The 17,315-nt window shown below is 35.3% G+C and carries 18 protein-coding genes; all 18 read left to right on the top strand.

What is annotated here, in order from left to right:
* Positions 1-687 precede the first annotated feature (687 nt).
* The 18 genes from BM371_RS05355 (at position 688) to BM371_RS05270 (ending at position 17,312) form a co-directional block, all read left to right on the top strand.
* Positions 688-1,266, top strand: coding sequence for a hypothetical protein (locus tag BM371_RS05355; RefSeq protein ID WP_131430938.1), 579 nt, complete (start codon positions 688-690; stop codon positions 1,264-1,266).
* Between the two features lie 12 nt (positions 1,267-1,278).
* The gene (locus BM371_RS05350) at positions 1,279-1,629 is read left to right on the top strand and encodes a hypothetical protein (RefSeq protein WP_051882785.1); all 351 of its coding nucleotides are present in this window, start codon (positions 1,279-1,281) and stop codon (positions 1,627-1,629) included.
* Positions 1,626-3,089 (top strand): relaxase/mobilization nuclease domain-containing protein, encoded by a 1,464-nt coding sequence (locus BM371_RS05345; protein ID WP_034676603.1) that lies wholly within the window; start codon positions 1,626-1,628, stop codon positions 3,087-3,089. The genes BM371_RS05350 and BM371_RS05345 overlap by 4 nt, the downstream gene beginning before the upstream one ends.
* A gap of 36 nt (positions 3,090-3,125) precedes the next feature.
* Positions 3,126-3,776: a ParA family protein gene (locus tag BM371_RS05340; RefSeq protein WP_034676601.1), complete on the top strand. Its 651-nt coding sequence runs from the start codon at positions 3,126-3,128 to the stop codon at positions 3,774-3,776.
* Between the two features lie 20 nt (positions 3,777-3,796).
* The gene (locus BM371_RS05335; RefSeq protein ID WP_034676599.1) at positions 3,797-4,342 is read left to right on the top strand and encodes a hypothetical protein; all 546 of its coding nucleotides are present in this window, start codon (positions 3,797-3,799) and stop codon (positions 4,340-4,342) included.
* Positions 4,343-4,461: 119 nt separating this feature from the next.
* Positions 4,462-4,782, top strand: a complete 321-nt coding sequence (locus BM371_RS05330) for a DUF4134 domain-containing protein (protein WP_081874567.1) — start codon at positions 4,462-4,464, stop codon at positions 4,780-4,782.
* A 1-nt stretch (position 4,783) separates the two neighbouring features.
* Complete coding sequence (locus BM371_RS05325; protein ID WP_034676596.1) at positions 4,784-5,098, top strand: DUF4133 domain-containing protein; 315 nt, start codon at positions 4,784-4,786, stop codon at positions 5,096-5,098.
* Positions 5,070-8,141, top strand: coding sequence for a TraG family conjugative transposon ATPase (locus BM371_RS05320; protein WP_177225341.1), 3,072 nt, complete (start codon positions 5,070-5,072; stop codon positions 8,139-8,141). Before BM371_RS05325 ends, BM371_RS05320 begins: the two co-directional genes overlap by 29 nt.
* Positions 8,128-8,781, top strand: coding sequence for a hypothetical protein (locus tag BM371_RS05315; protein WP_034676594.1), 654 nt, complete (start codon positions 8,128-8,130; stop codon positions 8,779-8,781). Before BM371_RS05320 ends, BM371_RS05315 begins: the two co-directional genes overlap by 14 nt.
* 10 nt (positions 8,782-8,791) lie before the next feature.
* On the top strand, positions 8,792-9,472 hold the full coding sequence (locus BM371_RS05310) for a hypothetical protein (RefSeq protein ID WP_034676593.1): 681 nt from the start codon (positions 8,792-8,794) through the stop codon (positions 9,470-9,472).
* A 1-nt stretch (position 9,473) separates the two neighbouring features.
* Positions 9,474-10,139: a hypothetical protein gene (locus BM371_RS20490; protein ID WP_034676591.1), complete on the top strand. Its 666-nt coding sequence runs from the start codon at positions 9,474-9,476 to the stop codon at positions 10,137-10,139.
* Between the two features lie 4 nt (positions 10,140-10,143).
* Positions 10,144-10,974, top strand: coding sequence for a hypothetical protein (locus BM371_RS05300; RefSeq protein ID WP_034676589.1), 831 nt, complete (start codon positions 10,144-10,146; stop codon positions 10,972-10,974).
* A gap of 1 nt (position 10,975) precedes the next feature.
* Positions 10,976-12,223, top strand: coding sequence for a type IV secretion system protein (locus BM371_RS05295; protein WP_034676587.1), 1,248 nt, complete (start codon positions 10,976-10,978; stop codon positions 12,221-12,223).
* A 20-nt stretch (positions 12,224-12,243) separates the two neighbouring features.
* Positions 12,244-12,858, top strand: a complete 615-nt coding sequence (traK, locus tag BM371_RS05290; protein WP_034676585.1) for a conjugative transposon protein TraK — start codon at positions 12,244-12,246, stop codon at positions 12,856-12,858.
* A gap of 1 nt (position 12,859) precedes the next feature.
* Complete coding sequence (locus BM371_RS05285; RefSeq protein WP_034676583.1) at positions 12,860-13,213, top strand: hypothetical protein; 354 nt, start codon at positions 12,860-12,862, stop codon at positions 13,211-13,213.
* Positions 13,203-14,414: a conjugative transposon protein TraM gene (traM, locus tag BM371_RS05280; protein ID WP_051882784.1), complete on the top strand. Its 1,212-nt coding sequence runs from the start codon at positions 13,203-13,205 to the stop codon at positions 14,412-14,414. Before BM371_RS05285 ends, traM begins: the two co-directional genes overlap by 11 nt.
* Before the next feature lie 5 nt (positions 14,415-14,419).
* On the top strand, positions 14,420-15,283 hold the full coding sequence (gene traN / locus BM371_RS05275) for a conjugative transposon protein TraN (protein WP_034676581.1): 864 nt from the start codon (positions 14,420-14,422) through the stop codon (positions 15,281-15,283).
* 40 nt (positions 15,284-15,323) lie between these two features.
* Positions 15,324-17,312 (top strand): type IV secretion system DNA-binding domain-containing protein, encoded by a 1,989-nt coding sequence (locus BM371_RS05270; protein ID WP_034676579.1) that lies wholly within the window; start codon positions 15,324-15,326, stop codon positions 17,310-17,312.
* Positions 17,313-17,315: the final 3 nt, after the last annotated feature.

Here is a 17,315-nt window from a genome sequence, read left to right as displayed (position 1 = left end):
ATTGACCTTCGTTAAATATACTCAAGTAAACTAATAAAAAAATAATTTGACATATTTCTCATATTTCTCATGTGAGAAATTGAAAAAGTTATATGATATACACGTTGATTACCATGTATTATAAATACTTCTGATTCGATTTTTCAAATTAGAATTTACATAGCAACTACCGATGTTAATGGCAAGATGTGCCTTTGTACCCACAAATTTTTCAAATTTAGGTATCAAAGACTTTCTTGCCCTTTATCAAAGGGTTGGAAAAACGGCGAAACTTGTTTTTCTTTTTTATGAATTTGTTTTAGGCTTCCAAAATAATCCATTTTATTCTTATTTAATTTTCTCAAAATCTAGATTGTTTCATATTAACAGTATCACATCTTAGTCTCTCGTAAACTATTGTTTTCGTGATCTTTATGCCCCAATTTTGCAATAGAAATTTTAATCAAAAAACAAATGAAAAGATTATTTTATTTTTTTATAATTCTTATTTATATACAATTCCATTCTCAGGTCGGAATTAACACACAGACACCAAATTCAACGTTGGAGGTCGTAGGAAAACCTGATGTAAGCAATCATTTTGATGGTATAATAGCGCCAAAAATTACAGGTAATCAGCTTGCAAATAAAAATTATTCAGTGCTGCAAAAAGGTGCAATTGTATATGTTACTCAAGCAGCAACAAATTTGTCGGGTCAAGTTATACATGTTGTTGATGAAGGCTATTACTTTTTTAATGGAATGATCTGGAATCAGATGTATAAGGAACCAAGATTCTATGACGCTCTTATCATTTTAGACGAAAATCTTGCTCTTAATTCTATTACTGAACAAACGTCGTGGAATGATTATCTACCATTTCCTACAAATCCTCGTCAGCATACATTGTCAACAAAAATTTATAGACTTGGCACATCAGGTCTCGGAATAACCGGACAGATTAATGCTCGACGAGTGGGAACAATCGGCTACCTAGATATCAGCATCAATTGTTCGATGCCTGTTAACTCAAATTATGCCATGTTGAATCTATCAAAACCATTGAGTGATTTAGGTTTTATGTCGGATGGTAGTGTAGGATCAATAAACAATATTTTGGTTAGCGGAAGCTCAAATGGAAATTCTTTCGAGGTAGAGCAAGGCATTATTTCATTAACTAACGTGGATTTTCACCTTCTCTTGTGGAAAAACCAGATTGAGAAATTTAGTGGAACCATAAAAGGGATGACAACATTTCCGATTAATTACTTGAATGTCGTAGAATAATATAAGAGAATTTTGGAAAATAAAGATTACGTCAAAATTAGAATTTCTTGCAGCAGGAAGGAAAATTGGAAAAAAGTATGTACTGAGAAAAAAATCTCCTTAACCAGTTTAATTATTAATTCTGTCGAGAGTAGAATTCTGGATGATGAAAGAAAGAGAGTACTGAAATTTATTGAAAAGCAGGATAATGTTTTTGTAAAGATTGAAACAAACATTAATCAAGTTGCCAGAATTGTGAATGCTCAAAAATTTATTGCTAAAAAAGAGTTAGATGATTTTTTAGATAAGCTGTCAGAAATTATAATATTAAAAGAGCGACAAAATAAAATATTCGAAAATATCTATACTCTTCTGTCCAAATGATCGTCAAGATTATGGATGCTGCGGGACATGATTTTCCAGGAGTCAATTACAACGACAAGAAGATCGAAAAGGGAAAGGGAAAGTTGATGTTGTTGAAGAACTTTCCATCTTTTATTAATGAAGACAGCGATAAACAGCAAGTCCGAGATTATTTGAAAGCTATTTCTTATGGAAATAAAAAAGTACAGAAGCCACAGTTTCACACAACAATATCAACAAAGTTCACAGAAAACTCCAAAGAAGAGCTTACCAAAATTGCAGAAGATTTTATGGATGAATTGGGATATGGAAAACAGCCTTTCATTGTTGTTTTTCATAATGATACTGAGAACAATCACATCCATATCGTTACGACCCGAGTCGACAAGCTGACCGGAAAGAAGATTGATGACAGCTACGAGAAACTGAAAGCTCAAAAAGCATTAGGCAATACTTTGGAAAAGCTTTATGGAATAAGTTCAGAGGAAGAGTTGAAGAAGCTACTGAATTACAAAATAAGTTGTCTCCATCAGTTAGAAACCCTACTTGATAGAAATGGTTTTAAGTTGAGCAAAAACGTAAATGATGAAGAATTTTTTAAGATTTTAAAAAATGGAGTTGTTCAGAAAATATTTTCAGGCGGCCAGCTTGTTTTTAAAAACAAAAAAAATGGTAGCCGAGCGAGACAGCTTACAGCTATCTTTTCAAAATATAAAACAAATTACTCCAATAAGGTTTTCAAAGTTGAGGATTTTAGGAAACAGGAAGCAATGCTTCCGGAAGAAAAGAAAAAAGATAATTGGATACCAAAGATTGAATTCGTAAGTGAGATTCAGAAGAAACTGAAAGATGTATTTGGTGTCGACTTGGTTTTTCATCATAAAGACAAAAATCAACCTTTTGGTTACACAGTCATTGATCATAAAACAGGTGCAGTCTATAAAGGGAGCGAAATAATGAAGATGAAAGAACTGTTCGAATTTACTTCTGATAAAATGGATAAGAGACTGTTTGAAAGTCTTAAAGATTACAATATTCCAAATTATGAAAGCAAAAGAATATTGCAAAGATTTTTGGGAAACCAGTGTAGGGAAGATGAAGTAAAGGATTTTATGCTTTTTGAGAATAAAAAGCTAAAAAATAAGCAGACGCTTTATGCTGTCAAAAATGATGTAAAAGAATATCTGAAAACTCAAAATAAAGAAGATGTCAATATTGTCAAATCAGAAGATGGGAAATATTACGTCATTCATTCAAGGCTTCACTATATCGGAGAATTAAAACCGATGATTGGAGAAAAAAAATATCAGGAATTCCTGAATCCTCAGTTACAAACAGCTCAGCATAGAGAAACCAAAGGAAAAAATGAATTGAGCAGAGTTCTAAACGAACTGTTTTTTGAGCTGACAAAAAGCTCAGGGATGACAAAAGATCCTGCAGAGAATGAACTTAAAAAACGAAGAAAAAAAAGAAGAATGTAAGTAAAATGTAATGTGAAATTATTTAAAGTTTGAATTATGATAATCACTTTTGCAACACAGAAAGGGGGAACCGGAAAAACAACACTTGCCATTGCTTTTTCGAATTATGTTTCTGCTATTTCAAAGAGAAAAGTCAATGTTTTCGATTTCGATTTTCAGAAGTCATTTTACCATAAGTGGAAAGAAGACGAATTGCTCGATATCCCAAAACTATACGATGTAGAAATCATCGAGGAAGATAACAAACAGCCATACTCTGATTTTGAAAGCTTAATTAAACTGAAAGAGAGCGATGAGATCAACATTTTTGACCTAGCAGGAACGTTGGATGTGAAATACAGCGACCTTCTGATTTACAGCGATTTCATTGTCATTCCTTTTGAATATTCAAATGTGTCCGCTAAATCAACACTGGTCTTCATCAATTTTCTGGGTCTACTGGAAAGTCAGGCAGAAAGGATATTCATTCGCTCAAAATATGATAAAGGCTATAAATACCTGAACCAGGAAGGAATGGATGCTGAAATCAGCAGGTATGGAATCTTACTGAAAAGTCCTGTATACAAAAGAAATTGTCTCCAAATCCTTGATACAAGGAAACTGACCTATGAACAAAAATATGCTGTTAAAACTCCATTCGCAGAAATAATAGATCACATTAATAATTGCCTTGAAATTACTTTATAACCACAAATACTTTACTAAAGATGATCAAAATAATTACCACTATCATAGCCGTTTATCTGCTTTATTACGCAGGCAATATGGTCTACGATCTTTTTCTGAAAAAAGATAATTCTGGAAGACCGGAAGAAACTGAAGAGTATTCCCTGATGGAATTTTCAGAAAAAGACAAAAACGAAATACAACAAGTTGGAATCGATGATGTGGAAAATATCAATACCCCTAGTTCTTTCAATAAGAAAGACCTTTCTTCCGTTAGTCAGGATGAGCAGGATGAAATCCGTGATCTTGAACACTTTCGAAAGAAGTTCGAATCGGAGCAGGATATTGATGACTTTAATACTGCTCCACAAATTATAGAAAAATCAGTAGAAATAAATAAAAACGAAACTGCAGATCTTGATTCCATACAAACTCAAGATGGTCAGCATGAGGAAAATAAAGAGACAAATTCTCTTAATCGTTATTCCTATCATAAACAGTTTAAGAACTTTCTAAACCTCGCTGAAACCAACGTTCAGGTTCTCTCCAACCGTGACGGCTACAAGGTCTATCAATCGATGATCTAAGAGATTAATCAGAACTTTTCACATTAAAAATGATCCGACAATAAATGGCGGATAGCACATCCTCTATGCCTAATTCTAAGCAAAATAAACAGAATTCTAAACATAAATCTTCAATTATTATGAACGACAAATCTAAACGTCATCAGATGGTTAAAAAGTTATTAACCGCTTGTGTAATACTCCTTGCTTTTACTCCTGCATTTGCACAGGGTGGTGCAACAGCAATTTCCAATGCAGCTAACGATATCAAGGATTATTGGGATCCAATTAAGCTGATCCTGAAAGCAGTGGGAGGACTGGTCGGTTTCATCGGCGGTCTGAGAGTGTATAACAAATGGACGAATGGCGACCAGGATGTCAACAAAGAGATTTTGGGCTATGGAGGTGCTATGATTTTCTTACTCGTAGTTCCGGAATTCGTAACAGCATTCTTTGCTTAGAATGGGGTTTTATCTCTACAAGGGGCTTAAAAAACCCCTTGTATTCTTCGGACTTAAAGGGAAATACATCTTTTACGCATTGGGTGTTATCGGAGTAGGAGTTATCGCAGCACTGATATTATCCAAGTTCGGCTTGGTGGGATCTTTATTAGGACTTGTAGTAACAGGAGGAGGAGTTTATCTCATTTTCAAAAGACAGGAGAAATATGGATTGTATTCTAAGACCAAAAACTTCAACCAAGTTTTGATTTTTCCAAAAAAAATAAACAATAAAAGACTTTTTGATTATGACGAACATAAAGAAACAGGCATTTGATATCCCATTTATCGGCTATGATTATGGCAAGATCTTCGGATGGGATTTTGATGTTTTATTTGGACAATACGGAAATCCTATTATCGGAATCAAAATAAAAAATCCTGTTGAGCAGTATTCGGCAGATCCTGACAATTATCTGAACTTCCATACGGTTTTAAATCAGGTTGTAGCCATTATAGGAGAGGGTAGAATCGTTCAGAAACTCGATTTCTTTTCAAAGAAAAAATACACTGCTGAAGAGTCGAACCAATTTCTACAGCAGAAATACTCAGAACATTTTGAAGGGCGACTTTTTAAAACTATTGAGACAATACTTCTTTTTACAGATATTGTGGATGATAAGCTGAAAAAGAAAATGAAGCACTACCATTTCTCTGACAAGAGTTATAAAGAGCTTCGTGATAAATGCCAAAAGGTATTTATGCTTTTACAGCAAAATGACTGCGAGCCACAATTTTTGTTTGAAAAAGATTTTGAACATTACATTTCCTGTGTATTGTCAATGCAGTTTTCTGACATACCAAGTTTTGATAATATCAAATCAACCAATGAATATCTGCAGATAGGAAATAAATTCGTTAAGAATATTTCCTATGTCGATGTTGAAAATATTGATCTGCCTTCTGAAATAGAGCCTTATTCTATACTTGGAGGAAATGGTGCAGCATCAGAAACTGCTGTTGATAATTTTACATTCATCAATGAATTGGAGGACTATGAAACCATCATTTATAATCAGGTGATTACGATTCCTCTTCAGGCACAACAACAGAGAGAACTCAACAAGAAAAAGAAAAAGCACGAAGGTGCAGCAAATAACTCTCCGTCCAATGCCATTATAGCGGAAGAAATCCAAACTCTTCTGCATAACATCGCCACAGATGGGCAATTGGTTGTCAACGCTCATTTCTCCATTCTATTTTCTGCAGATACATTGGAAAAGATGGAAAATATCCAATCTATGATCGAAAACAAATTATTCACGAAGGGAATCATCGTTTCCAAGAATGCTTACAATCAGCTGGAGCTCTTCCGATCTGCTATTCCTGGCAATGCCACGGAACTTAGGGAATACGATCTATTTATGACGACAAGCGAAGCGGCCTTGTGTTTTTTTTTTAAAGAGAGTTACCCTGTGAACGAAGAATCCAATTTCTATCTAAGGTTTACGGACAGGCAAGGTGTTCCATTGAAAGTAGATCCTGCTGACCTGCCTATGAAAATTGGCAGAATTAACAATCGAAACAAGTTTGTTCTGGGACCCAGTGGCTCAGGAAAGAGTTTCTTAATGAACAATATCATTGAACAGTATCTCACCTACAACTATGATGTGGTTATCGTTGATACCGGAGATTCCTATTCAGGGACCTGCAAGTACAAAGGAGGCAGATACATTCAGTACACCGAAGAAAAGCCGATCACAATGAATCCTTTCCTCATGGATAAGAAAGAGTTCAATATTGAGAAAATAGAATTTTTAACCAATCTGATCTTCCTTATCTGGCAAGGTCCTGATGCGTCAATGTCATCTGCCCAGAAATCAATATTGGACAATGTGCTGATGTCCTATTATCATCAGTATTTCAATTCGGGAACCGAATGGTATGAGAATAAAACTTCAGAAGAACTAATTCTTTACTTGAATAAATACAACATTCACGAAGAAGATATCTATGCTCAATATGAGAATGAAGTTAACGAACAGCGGACTTACTACGATGTTTTAGGAATTTCCTTTGATGCAAGTTCTGAAGAGATCAAGGAAGCCGGAAGGAAACTATTGAAGTTCTATCATCCTGACAAGAATATCAATAATCCAGATTATGACAATGAAAAATTCTATACTGTTTATGAGGCTTATGAAACTTTGGGTGATGAAGAGAGAAGAAGGATTTATAATGAAACTCAATTGATTCTCATAAAATCCAATGAGATCATTAAACAGGACAAAAAAGAAGAAAATTGGAATGAATCGTTTAGAAAAGCTATCATTAAAAAAATCAAAGAATTGGAAGAAAGGCTTGATGCAAAAGAACTTTCTTTTAACGGGTTCTATGATTACTGTGATGAGTTTCTTCCTCTTTATCTGAATAATAAGAAGCATAGTATTACCGAAAAAGAGTTTAATCTAAGGACTTTTCTATTTGTTCTCAGGGACTTTTACAAGGGAGGACGTTATGGAACAACACTCAATGAAAGTGCTGATAATACTTTGTTTGATGAGTCATTTATCGTTTTCGAAATCGATAATGTGAAAGATAACCCTAAGCTTTTCCCAATTGTGACGCTCATCATTATGGATACGTTCATCCAGAAAATGCGACTGAGAAAAGACCGGCGCAAAGCTCTGATTATTGAAGAAGCGTGGAAAGCCATTGCAAGTAAACTGATGGGCGGGTATATTTTATACCTCTATAAAACGGTAAGAAAATTTTGGGGAGAAGCGGTTGTGGTAACACAGGAGCTGGATGATATTATTGGAAATGCAGTTGTAAAAGACTCCATTATCAACAATTCGGATACTTTCATTCTTCTTGACCAGACCAAATTCAAAGACAATTTCGATAGGATAGGGGCATTACTTTCATTGAATAAAGTCGAACAGAACAAGATATTCACGATCAACAACCTTAATAACAAATTCGGACGAAGCAGGTTCAAAGAGTTTTACCTGAAAAGAGGTTCTAAAGGAGAAGTCTACGGTAACGAAGTTTCAATAGAGCAATACCTAACATACACTACAGAGAAGCCCGAAAAATCGGCAGTAGAGTATTATGTACAGAAGTATGGAAGTTATGATGAAGCACTCATTAAAATTGTATCTGATTTAAAAATTTTTGGAGACAGCCTTGAAAATCTTGTTTCACTGGTCAATCTGTACAAAAATCCTTTAGACCAAAAGATTGTTTCTTATTACGACAGGATGAAAAATGAGAAAAAAGTGAAAAATGTTTTCAAAGTGATCTCACAGGAGCTCGAAGATCATCAAATCAGTTTTTCAGAATTAATCAATAAAAATTATCAGTATGAAAAAGTTTAGTCTATTTTTTTTAGGATTGGGAAATTTTTTATTTGCTCAAAATACCTACATAGATCCTACGGTAACAGCAGCGATGATATTGTATTCAGAAAATCTGAAAGCTAAACAAAATGAAGTTATTGAAGAAACCTCAAAGTTAAAGGATGCCCAAACTTGGGTGGGAACCCAGATGGTAGCCGCCAATGATATTCAGAATAAAATATTAAAGGGCTTGAAGGAGGTTTCTGGAACACTTCAAAACGGAATTCAGGTACAGCAGATCTACACTGAGCTGAACAAATGCTATGATTACTCTGCTCAGGTCGTTCAACTGGCTTCACAGCATCCTCAGTACGCCATATTTGGAACTAAAGCTTCGCAAAAAACCTATGAGCAAAGTTTGAAAATAGTAACGGATATCACTGATATTTTGGCGTCTGGAGAGTTGAATTTAGCTACTGCCGGAGACCGCTATAAAATCCTGCATAATATATCCGGAAATGTAAAAAATCTGAAACTATGGCTTTTGGCAATAAAGCTAAGACTGGAAAAAGCCAATCTATTGGGATTCTGGAATTCAATCAATCCTTTTGCAGGATACATAAATACCGATAAAGGTATTGTGGAGAACATAATGAATAAGTACAAGAGGAATTTTTAAAAGTCAAAAAATGAAAAAGATTTTTCTGATTCTAATTATTCCAATTTATATCGTGATGACTTCTTCAGGTGGGAGTTCTACACCTGCGTGGCAGCAGGAAAATGTATCCTTTCCGATGATGGATTTAGAGATCAATGCCGCAATGAAAGAGCACGACCGACAGAAAGAAATGAGGCAGAAGCAAACTGTAAATGCTACGGTGGAAACTGTCAATCAATCACAATGGAAAGATTATAAAGATAAAATAACCAAAGTACAGGACAGGTTACGCATTGTATCATTTGCCATTCAGGCAATACCCACAGGAATCGCTATGAGCAGAGAGATAACGAAGATAACGGATAATCAGACAGCAATTATTAATGAGATTAGCACTGCTCCATATTCAATCGTAACCATTCTGCCATCGCAACTACAGTTTGTGGATGACCTCCAAATGGTCACTCGATTAATCACAGGAATCATCCTTTCTTATGGAGCTATCAATCAGATGGAAAAATCAGAACGAAAAATTTTGCTGGATTACGCATTGGGTGAAGTCAAAGCAATCAGCAGAAATTCTACGCATATGCTTTTAAAAATAAAAGATATCAAGGCAAAGGTTTTACGAAACAAAAGAGCATTCCAGTATTATGTCAACAGAGATAAACAGGTTGTAGAAAGTATCATGAACAATATCAAATCCTTCTAAGATGGAGAAAATATTAACCTTTGGAATCATTGCGCTCTCCAGCATTTTTGTAAAGAGCCAACAGATTGTCATCAATGATAAACTACTATCACAAATCACGCTTAATCACGGTGTTCGACTGGCAAGTGAGCAGGCTTTTTTGGATTCCTACGAAAAACAAAAGGAGCTATACGATGATATCAACAATAAAACCACCCAAGTTATTGCAATTCAGGAATACATCTATCAGCAGCTTAAAAATGTCAATTCAGCGCTTACACAAAGCAAAAAATTAATCTATCTCTATCAGTATTTAGGAAAGATTGTGACCAATTCCAACAAGATGCTGGATCTGTCTGCGCAGCATCCTGAATATGCAGCTCTGGTCTCTAAATACTATTCAGAAATAGGCATTCAGGTTATTAAACTCCAACAGGAAGTTACCCAAGATGTCTTGAACGAAGATAAAGATTTCCTGATGGATGCAATGGACAGAGAAATGCTGATTGAGAAAGTATTTACCAGGGTAAGAAATATTAATGGAAACATTCTTTATATCATTTTACGATTGGAGAACACCAAAAAATTCCCGTACCTGTTCCAAGTCCCTGTACTCAGAAACTATCTCAATATCGACAAAGCCATTGTCGGTGATATCATTCAAAAATACAAACACCTATTCAATTAGACTTATGGAAAATCTATCAAAAAAAATAAAACTTTTCCTCTTACTTTTTGTTGTAGCAAATGTTTTTGGGCAAGTCAGTGTAAAGAGATTGAATGACCCTTCTATTGTTGCACAGCATAAGAGGATGACCTTTGAAAGCTGGGGCGACTGGCGACCTTATCCTAAATATTTTCTTGGTATTCAAACCAATTTTGCTTACGCAACGGTTTGGGGAATGTGGGCTCCTAAAATTAACCGAGATTATAAAGACGGTGACGATATAAGACCACTTAAACCAACCGGAGAACAGAATCTACGATTCGCTCAGTTGAAATTTCAGGAGGAGGAAGCTAAGAAAATCAAAGCCGCTTCGGATACCATTTATAAGAGAAGCGTGCAAGATCTCGCCCATTGGACTTCAGCAACTGTCGATGCCGATCCTCTCTGGCTTTTATATTACAAACGAATGTTGAAACCTATTACAGAGTTTCCTGATACACCGCAGAATTTTATTGAATGGCGACTGAAAGACCAACAGACCTATGAGACACTCAATTCGACAGGAACATTAAAAAGACTGCAGGAGGAATTGGATCTGATCAAAGATAAATATTCGATGTCCCGCTCTATGGATATGCCGAGGGGAAAACGGTTTGTAATGTATCACGAAACGCTTATCAAATGGAGAAAATTTGTTCAGGAATTAAGAAAGCATAATAACAAAACGACTTTGCTACTGGATTATAAAAATATACTGAATAGTCATTTACCTACAGCTTTACCAACACAATGGATACCTGCTTCAGATAAACAGATTGTTCAAAATGTGATGCAGCAATACAAACACAGATACTAAGATGAATAGAAAATTGACATACTTTCTTTGCCTTTTAGCAATAGGTTTGCCGGTAATGGGCTTTGCCCAGACCGATAGTGATTACAGTAATCTTTTACAGTTTTTAAAAGGTGATGGCGCTTTTGAAAAATGGTTTATGGAAGTCTTTACTAAACTTGATAATAGTGTGCAGGACAGTGCGGAAGGTTCAGCATTGGTTGGAAGAGCCATAGGCGGATTGGGAGCATTAATGTATCTCGGATATATGGGATGGCAAATGGCAGCCGGAGATCGTGAATGGGAAATTGTACCAATGTTAAAACCCATTCTTATTGGATTCACACTGATTTACTGGACTGGATTTGTTAATCTGATTCAAGCTCCTTTTGAGGCCATTGCGGAACCGGGAATAGCCATCTTTAGTGATATTGAATCTGAGGTAAATGACCTCAGAATTGAAAGGTTCAAGAAACAGCAGCAATTATTGGATGCAGTCATCAAGCTCAATGCTGAAGAAGATGCCAAGCAGGAAGTTATCAATAATACAAGTAAAGATACAGACGATTCTTGGTTTGATATCAGTGATGGGATTGACAAATTATTACAGCCTATCAAAGAATGGCAGATCAGGATGGAATTCCAGCTACAGAAATTAGTTGCAGAAATCATTGAGTTTATATGTTTATCCATTCTCAGAATTTGTGTTTATCTCATCTTCTTTATCCAAAAGATCTGGGCATATATATTAATCATTCTTGGTCCTATTGCTATTGGGATGGCATTGATACCTGGATTTGAAAATTCTTTATACAGTTGGGTTTCAAAATTCATCAACATCAATCTTTACACTTTTGTTGCCTACACCATTATCAATATCGGACAACAGCTGATTGCTTCAGGTTACACAATGGAAATCGAAAGATATGATACTCTTTTAACCAACGGAACCATTACCAATTTGGATGCTTTGATGGTCTATGTTTCAAATTCCGGAATGATCTACAACCAACTCTTTACCTGTGTAGCTTATATCGTCACAGGCGTTGGAGTTCTGATGACGCCAACCATTGCTGATACGATTGTAACTGCGGGCGGAGCAGGAGCGATGACCAAAATGAAAAGTGCAGCAGGTAAAATGGCGAGTAGTGCAAAAACAGCGGTTTTGGCTGCGAAAACGGGAGGTGCTTCAGCAGTTGCTGCGACAACAAAGGCCGCTGCTGCAGGTTCTGCATCCGGAAGAGTTAATGATGCTATGAAAAATGGAAAGTAATCTGAAAAAAATAATTGAAAATGCTTATTAAAAACATAGAACAGAGAATTAAGATCAACAAAGTGGTCTCATTGGGAGCTATTGCATTTGCTGTCTTCATCATCATTGCAGGTTTCTTCTTTGCTTACAGAATGATTCAGGATTCCAGAAAGTCAATCTACATTTTGGATAACGGTGTTCCGATTCTTGCCAAACAGACCGATGTGCTTTTGAATCGACCTGTGGAATATAAAGCACAGATCGAATTATTCCACCGACTATTTTTCACTTTGGCTCCTGATGATTCCTACATCAAAGAAAACATTCAAAAATCATTATACCTCATTGATGATAGTGGAAAAAAGGAGTACACCAACCTAAGAGAAAAGGGATTTTACAATCAGATTGTTGCTTCAAGTTCTATGGTCAGTATTCACACCGATTCCATTTCTCTGAATATGGAAAACAAGAAATTCCAGTATTTCGGAAAGCAGATGATTACAAGAAAATCTTCTGTCATTACGCGTAAATTATTTACTGAAGGTTTCTTTGATGACATCATAAGAAGCCCAAACAATCCGCACGGTGTTCTTCTCAAAAACTGGCGAATCATCAATAACGAAGAACTGTCTAATCAAAATAAAAACTCTTACTAAAATGAATGCTTTTGTTAAAAAAAACGGACAGAAATGGTTAGGCTGGGCAGTCAAAAATCCGAAGAGATTTTTTATGTATTCGATGGCTTTCCTATCAGTTTCCTTCATCATTTCTATTATGCAAGGAATCTTATTTCCTTCTGATATGACATTTAAAATCAAGCCCCCTGTGCTTTATTCCAAAAGTTCGGTGGCTCAAAATATTTTGAAAAATAATGATAAGGAGATGAAAAAAATAGTGAATGAACTACAATCACTTAAAGATAAAAGAGATCAGCAAAAATTACGGAAAGAGGACAGCCTGAGAATAGAATATCTGTTTAACCAATACCAACACTTAAAAAATGGACATTAAGAAAATTAACTTTAAAGAAAAGAAATATGTTCTGCCTCTCCTTGCTCTGCCTTTCGTTTTGTTGTTTGCATATGTTGGGGTTCAGTTTATGGAAGAAGATAAACCTGCAGATAAACCGAAAGAGCTTTCTCTGTCACTTGGTGAATCGCAGGATTCCATTATGACCAAGAATGATGCTTATGATGCATTCTTTAAAAAGGATGATAACAGAACAATGCTTGGTGGATTGGACAAGGAACAAGATAGTCTGCAAAGCTATGACGAACAATTGTCATTAGCTCAAAAAAGAAGAATTGATTCTTTAAAAGCTGTCAATTCAAGGCAGAATCAATATCAGGCAAACGGAAATCCATCATCCTATTATAACGCTAAACAAGGTAAAGAAGATCAGGACTATAAAAGATCGACTGAGATTATTAAAATGCTAAATGACAAATCCTACGGAAAAGCAGAAGATAATATTCAGACTGAAAAGCCTAAAACAAAGGAACAAAATGCACAGCAGGATCCTGTAAAATATCTGAAGCAGCAAATGCTGGTGATGGATTCTTTAGAGAAAGCTAGAGATCCAGAATATCAAACCAAGCTGGCGGCTGAACAAAAGCTAAAAGCCAATAAAGAAAAGATGGACGAGTTCCTTAATTCTACTTTCAATGTCAGCAAGTCAGGTATCAATAATGACTTCAATGCAATTTATAAAGACAAGGAAAACAGTTTTATCAAAGCCGTCATCGATGAAAACAACAAAGGATTTTTAGGGAGCAGAATCAGATTTCGATTGTTGGAAGACATTTTTGTTGGAAATAGGAAAATCAGTAAAGGTTCCATTTTGTATGGTCAGATTTCAGGATTTACAATGCAGAGAGTTGATTTGAAAATCATCTCAGTATTTGCGAAAGGAGAGATTTTTCCAATCAACCTTTCAATTTATGATGTTGATGGGATGAAAGGCTTGTATGTTCCCCAAAGTATATTCAGAGATATGATTCGTGAAATGGGAAGCAATTCGGTTCAGGGAACTCAGATGGATATGGGAGGAGAAGGATTTTTTACCACTATCGGCTCCAAATTATTTACATCCACCTCCAAATCGATTGCTAATCTGATCAAAACCAATAAAGCAAAATTGAAATACAATTCCTATGTATTTCTAATCGATGAAAAACAATTGAAAGACTCACAAAACCAACCAAAACCTTAAAAGCAATGAAATCATTTTTATATACACTTTTACTGTTTACAGCGACTCTCAAAGCTCAAACAGCAACCAAAGAACAAATTATTTCTGATCTGCCAGAAATAGAAATAGCAGAAGGGGTCAACCTGCATATTATTTCTCCTGAACCTATCCAATACGTCGATTTATCAACTGAAAAACTAACAGGGGATTTACCAACGACCAATATTGCAAGAATCAAAATTGCAGATAGTCAAACATCTGAAGAAGATAAAAAGAAAAAGACCTCCATCTTTTTTAATGGAGATCAAGTTGGAATTATTACCGTTGTAGGGCAATCTTATATTGCACAGTATAAAGCGGTTTACAGACATTCTGAAAATTTGAATACAATTACCAATATTCACATTCAGCCTGAAGCGATGCAGCCTATTGAGTTCGATAAAATGGTCTTCTCTAACCTTGAACTTAGAAGATTTGCAATGGGAATCATTCAGAAGAAATCTGAAAATAATCCAATCAGAGAAGAGAAAAATCTTAAACTCAGCTTCCAGCTCAACAATGTCTATGTCATCAGCGATTACATTTTCCTTGATATGACCTTTAAAAACAATTCTAATCTAAGCTATGATATAGAGGCGTTAAAATTTTCCATAGAGGATAAAAAAATCCATAAGGCTACGAATAACCAAAGCATCGAGATGACTCCGCTTTTTCAGCTTAATCCTCAAAAACATTTCAAGAAAAATTTCAGAAACATTTACGTCTTCAAAAAGTTCACTTACCCTAATTCCAAAGTGATGATGATAAGATTAATTGAGGAACAACTATCGGGCAGAACTATTGAAATGAAAGTGAACTATTCTGACATTCTAAAAGCTGATACATTCTAGTCGAGGTTCGACCTCCATTTTTAAATAAAAAAATAACAAAATGCAAGAGCAACAACATCAAATCAAAATCTATGGATTTCTGCAAAAGGTGGTCTATGCTGTGGTTGTATTGGATTGTGCTTCGCTGTTTTATCTGAATGCTAACGTCCCTGTAGTTTCCAACTTATTAAAGAACTTCTCAAAGATGAGTTTCATTTATCCTCCCATCAATGCAAAATTTGCCACGGTGATTCTGATAGGACTGGTTGCCGTTGGAACAAAAGCTAAGAAGAAAAAAGATCTCAATATCTATACGAAGATTGGAATTCCAATGGTGTTAGGGTTATTTATGATTTTCTCATCCTTGATCTGGCAGAATGAAGCAGGAAATGGAGAACTGCCCAATATTTTCCCCGGACTTAATTTGTATCAAATCATTTATGCAGTTCTTTCTTTTTTAGGAGCAGTTATTCTTCAGATGGGAGCAGACAGCATTTCGAAACTGATGCAGCAGAAAATGGGAAAAGACCGATGGAATGTTGAAGAAGAGTCTTTTGATCAAAACAAAGAACTTGTAAACACGAATACTTCAATTAATATCCCGTATGTTTTCAGATACAATAATAAAACCTACAAAGGCTATATCAATATAGATCCTTTTAGAGGAACTATTGTAATCGGAGTACCTGGTTCTGGAAAATCGTTTGGGGTTATTAATCCTTCCATTCGACAGATGATTGCCAAAGGTTTTTGTCTTTGTATTTACGATTTCAAGTTTCCTGATCTGGCACAGATTGCCTATTACCACTACTTATTGAAAAAAAGTAAAGAATCAGATTACAACTACAGTTTTCATATTATCAATCTGAATGAAGCAGAAAAATCAAGAAGAGTAAATCCGTTTCATAAAAAGTATATTCAAACCTTGGCGGAAGCTCAGGAAATGGCAGAATCAATGGTTTCTTCATTACAAAAAGGAGGTGCAAGTTCCGGAGGTGGTTCCGAAGCTTTCTTTACCCAGTCGGCAATCAACTTTCTTTCATCTTGTATCTACTTTTTTGCCACACTGGAAAATGGTAAATATTCAGACCTGCCACATATTTTATCCTTTATGAACCGCAGCTATAAAGAAATCTTTGATACACTTTTTACCAATGAAGAGATTCTTTCTTTGCTTTCTCCCTTCAAAACAGCATATGATAATAAGGCTTTTGATCAATTGGAAGGACAAATTGGTACTTTAAAAATATTTTTATCGCGATTGGCAACTAAAGAAAGCTTCTGGGTTTTCTCAGGAGATGAAGTGGAACTGAAAATTACAGATAGAAAAAATCCTTCGATTCTGATTTTGGCTTCCGATCCAAGTACACAGGATATTAATTCAGCTTTGTATTCTTCAATATTGAACAGAACTTTACGCTTGATCAATTCCAAACATAATTTACCTGGTGGAGTTGTTGGCGATGAATTCCCAACAATCTACATACATAAAATTGACAATATAATAGCAACTGCTAGAAGCAATAAGGTAGCTGTATTACTGGGGCTTCAGGAAATTCCACAACTTCGACAGTTTTACAAGAAAGAAGTTGCCGATACTATTTCAGCTATTGTAGGAAATGTCCTTTCTGGTTCTGTAAGAGATAAGAACACATTGGAATGGCTTGAAAAATTGTTCGGAAAAATTAAACAGAAATCTTACTCTCAATCTATTTCTCAGCAAGGAACATCAACAAGCATCAATGAAAAAATGGACTTTATGATTCCTGCAGGAAAAATTGCAGCCCTTAAAACAGGTGAAATGGTTGGGATGATTGCCCAAGGCGAGGAAAACAATTCTAAAGAATACAAAACTTCTGCGATTAAAGGGAGAATCAATTTAGATATGAAGGCTATCAATCAAGAAGAACAAAACTATGTGCAAATGCCTGATTATTATTCATTCATTGATAAGAAGGGTATCAATCGTAAAGAAGAAGTGCTGATGACCAACTTTAGAAAAATAAACAGAGAGGTTGAGCTCATCGTAAACGAACATCACAAAGAATAATAC

Origin of the sequence: Chryseobacterium formosense, from assembly GCF_900116415.1 — a bacterium.
In the GTDB taxonomy this organism is placed as follows: Bacteria; Bacteroidota; Bacteroidia; order Flavobacteriales; family Weeksellaceae; genus Chryseobacterium; species Chryseobacterium formosense.
The sequence above is the reverse complement of the archived record's forward strand: the minus strand, read 5'-3'. Positions and strand labels throughout refer to the sequence as shown.